At 30.0% G+C, this 2,950-nt stretch carries 3 protein-coding genes; all 3 read left to right on the top strand.

Annotation, left to right across the window (positions count from 1 at the left end):
- The first annotated feature begins 443 nt into the window (after positions 1–443).
- The 3 genes from ACHZC3_RS10535 (at position 444) to ACHZC3_RS10525 (ending at position 2,765) form a co-directional block, all read left to right on the top strand.
- Positions 444–1,475, top strand: a complete 1,032-nt coding sequence (locus ACHZC3_RS10535; protein WP_394759821.1) for a M28 family peptidase — start codon at positions 444–446, stop codon at positions 1,473–1,475.
- Positions 1,476–1,714: 239 nt separating this feature from the next.
- Positions 1,715–2,188 carry an RNA polymerase sigma factor gene (locus ACHZC3_RS10530; protein ID WP_394759820.1) on the top strand — a complete coding sequence of 158 codons (474 nt, stop codon included), beginning with the start codon at positions 1,715–1,717 and terminating at the stop codon, positions 2,186–2,188.
- Positions 2,175–2,765 (top strand): hypothetical protein, encoded by a 591-nt coding sequence (locus ACHZC3_RS10525; protein ID WP_394759819.1) that lies wholly within the window; start codon positions 2,175–2,177, stop codon positions 2,763–2,765. Before ACHZC3_RS10530 ends, ACHZC3_RS10525 begins: the two co-directional genes overlap by 14 nt.
- The last annotated feature ends 185 nt before the right edge of the window (positions 2,766–2,950 follow it).

The raw sequence follows: 2,950 nt of genomic DNA, 5'->3' as shown, positions 1-2,950 counted from the left end.
AACACAAACGAAATTACTGATAAATTTACTAAATCGTTTATTTCTAACTTCCCAAAAGTTCTTTTTATATATATGCCCATTTTTGCCTTTATCCTTTGGCTTTTTCACAGCAAAAAAAGATGGTATTATTTTGATCACGGCATTTTTACATTGCATTATTTTTCTTTTTTACTACTACTTTTTTTAATTCAATTTTTATTAGGAAAAATAATTCAGTTAGTTAGAGACATTACTGTTATAAACTTTATTTTACAAACATTCAATTTTGTCATTGTTTGCTGGATGATTTATTACTTTTTTCCAGCACATAAACGTTTTTATGAAGAATCTAAAATTATTTCATCATTAAAAACAGGATTTATATTTTTTATTAATATATTTATAATCGGCATTATATTAGCTCTTTTTGCTTTTTACACTTTTATTAATATACACTAAATTAAATGAACAATAAATACCTACTAATATTAGCTTTAGCTTCAATAACTGTTACAAGTTGTTCAAGTAGCAAATCTCTAACATCAAAAACACCTGTAGATGCAACAAAATATATTAATTCTATAACTATTGATGACCTAAAGACACACCTTTATATAATTGCTTCCGACGAAATGGAAGGAAGAGATACAGGAACAAAAGGACAAAAAAAAGCAGGAAATTATTTGATAGAAACATATACAAAAAATGGGATTTCTTTCCCAAATGGAGCAATGAATTTTTATCAAAAAGTTCCTGCTTACTACATGAATAAAGGAAATGGCGGAAACATACCCGATTCTGAAAATATTTGGGCCTATATAGAAGGTTCTGAAAAGCCGAACGAAATTCTTGTCATTTCTGCACATTACGACCATATAGGCATAGAAAATGGCGAAATATATAATGGTGCCGATGATGATGGTTCAGGAACAGTTGCTTTGTTAGAAATGGCACAAGCTTTTCAACAAGCAAAAAATGAAGGTCATGGTCCTAAACGATCAATACTTTTTCTTCATGTTACGGGCGAAGAACATGGTTTGCATGGCTCCCGTTATTATACAGATTATCCTTTGTTTCCTCTATCAAAAACCATTACCGATATAAATATAGACATGATTGGACGCCGTGATGAGTTTCACCCAGATTCAAATAACTACGTGTATCTTATTGGTTCAGATTATTTATCGACAGATTTATATACTACTTGCGAAGCAGCCAATAAAAAATATACAAATATTTACATAGACTATAAATTTAACGATCGTAGCGACCCAAATCGTTTCTATTATCGTTCAGATCATTACAATTTTGCAAAACACAATATACCGTCAGTATTCCTTTTTAATGGTGTTCATGAAGATTACCATAAAGCCACAGACGAAGTAAGCAAAATCGAATTTGATGCTCTAGCAAAAAGAACCCAACTAGCCTTTGCCATCGCTTGGGAACTAGCTAATGCAGCCGAAAGACCAAAAGTAGATAAATCTGGGAATTAATATTTGCTTCGCCAGTTAGCACTTTCAGAGGCATGTGGGCGTGACCCTCATAAAAAATCGGGTCGTGCTATTCGCTCGTAGTCCTCGCCCTTCCTTCGTCAGGCTGTGGGCTACCACTTCTATCACTCACGCAAACGACATTATAGTAGAAAAAAGCTTCTTGAAATTTCAAGAAGCTTTTTTTTGTAACATTTTTAAGTATCTTGTATCAAAAGGAAAACATATAAACAAACCATTGAATGGAATTTGAAGAAATATATAAAAATTATTGGCAAAAAATATATCGCGTTTGTCGTGGATATGTAAACGAGGATGATTGGGCAAAAGACATAACACAAGACACATTTATTATAGTTTATAAACAGTTGCAAAACTTTAGAAATGAATCCTCTATAAGTACTTGGATTTATAGAATTGCAGTAAATAACTGCCTAAGGCAAATAGAAAAACAGAAACGATTTCCTAAAAATGAAGTCTATGATAATCTAACTGAAGCTGAAGTAATTCCAATAGATACTAAAATTGCTTTTCTATACAAATCGATCAATGAATTAAAAGAACTCGACAGAATCATAATCTCGTTAGAACTAGAAGATATAAAACAAGCAGAAATTGCATCAATTGTAGGAATTTCTGAAGCCAATGTGAGAGTGAAAATTCATAGAATAAAAGAAAAATTAACTGAAAAATTTAAAAGCTATGAGCGAGATTAATCTAAAAGATATTTGGCAAAGCCAAACCATAAATCCTGATATAAATGCAAATGAATTTATATTAAAAGCAAAGAAATTTCAACAAAAAAATAGAACAAAAAACATCTTGTTGAATGTATTACTTGGCGCAACTGCTCTATTCATAAGTGGCCTAGTACTCTATTATCAACCAAAAATGATAATCACAAAAATTGGAACTTTATTAGTTCTTATTGCCATAGTTATGCAAATAATTGTTTCAACAAAACTGTTTTCAAAAAATACAAATAATCTTTCTAGTAGTTCCGATTATTTACATGAATTACTTGAGTTTCAGAAAAAATTAGTCTTTTCTCAGACAACTATAATGTCACTCTATTTTATATTATTAAGTATCGGAATATTTTTATACATGATAGAATATGCGATGAGAATGTCTACTATTGGAATGCTAATCACTTATGGAATAACCACTTTATGGATTGCGATTAATTGGTTTATTCTTAGACCTCGAATAATTAAGAAACAGCAAGAAAAGTTAAATGAAATTATTGCTGATTTAGAAAACATTAATAAGCAGTTTGAAGATGAAATTTAATTTTTGTAACATTTTTAAAATTCTTGTATCAAAAGACAAAATTAAAATATTTATTATGAAAAAAATAGTTTTACTACTCAGTTTATTATTTTCAATTCAAGCTAGTTTTGCACAAGAATTATATTGCAGAACTTTTGGTGATCCGAAAAATAATCCAGTTCTTTTTCTTCACGGTGGTCCAGGTT

Origin of the sequence: Flavobacterium sp. (assembly GCF_043720215.1) — a bacterium.
In the GTDB taxonomy this organism is placed as follows: Bacteria; Bacteroidota; Bacteroidia; order Flavobacteriales; family Flavobacteriaceae; genus Flavobacterium.
Note: the sequence above shows the minus strand (reverse complement) of the source record. Positions and strands in the feature narration are given on the sequence as shown.

Coding starts and splice junctions, on each gene's coding strand:
- ACHZC3_RS10525 (WP_394759819.1), top strand. CDS start 2,175: ATGAGCGAGATTAATCTAAAAGATATTTGGCAAAGCCAAACCATAAAT.
- ACHZC3_RS10535 (WP_394759821.1), top strand. CDS start 444: ATGAACAATAAATACCTACTAATATTAGCTTTAGCTTCAATAACTGTT.
- ACHZC3_RS10530 (WP_394759820.1), top strand. CDS start 1,715: ATGGAATTTGAAGAAATATATAAAAATTATTGGCAAAAAATATATCGC.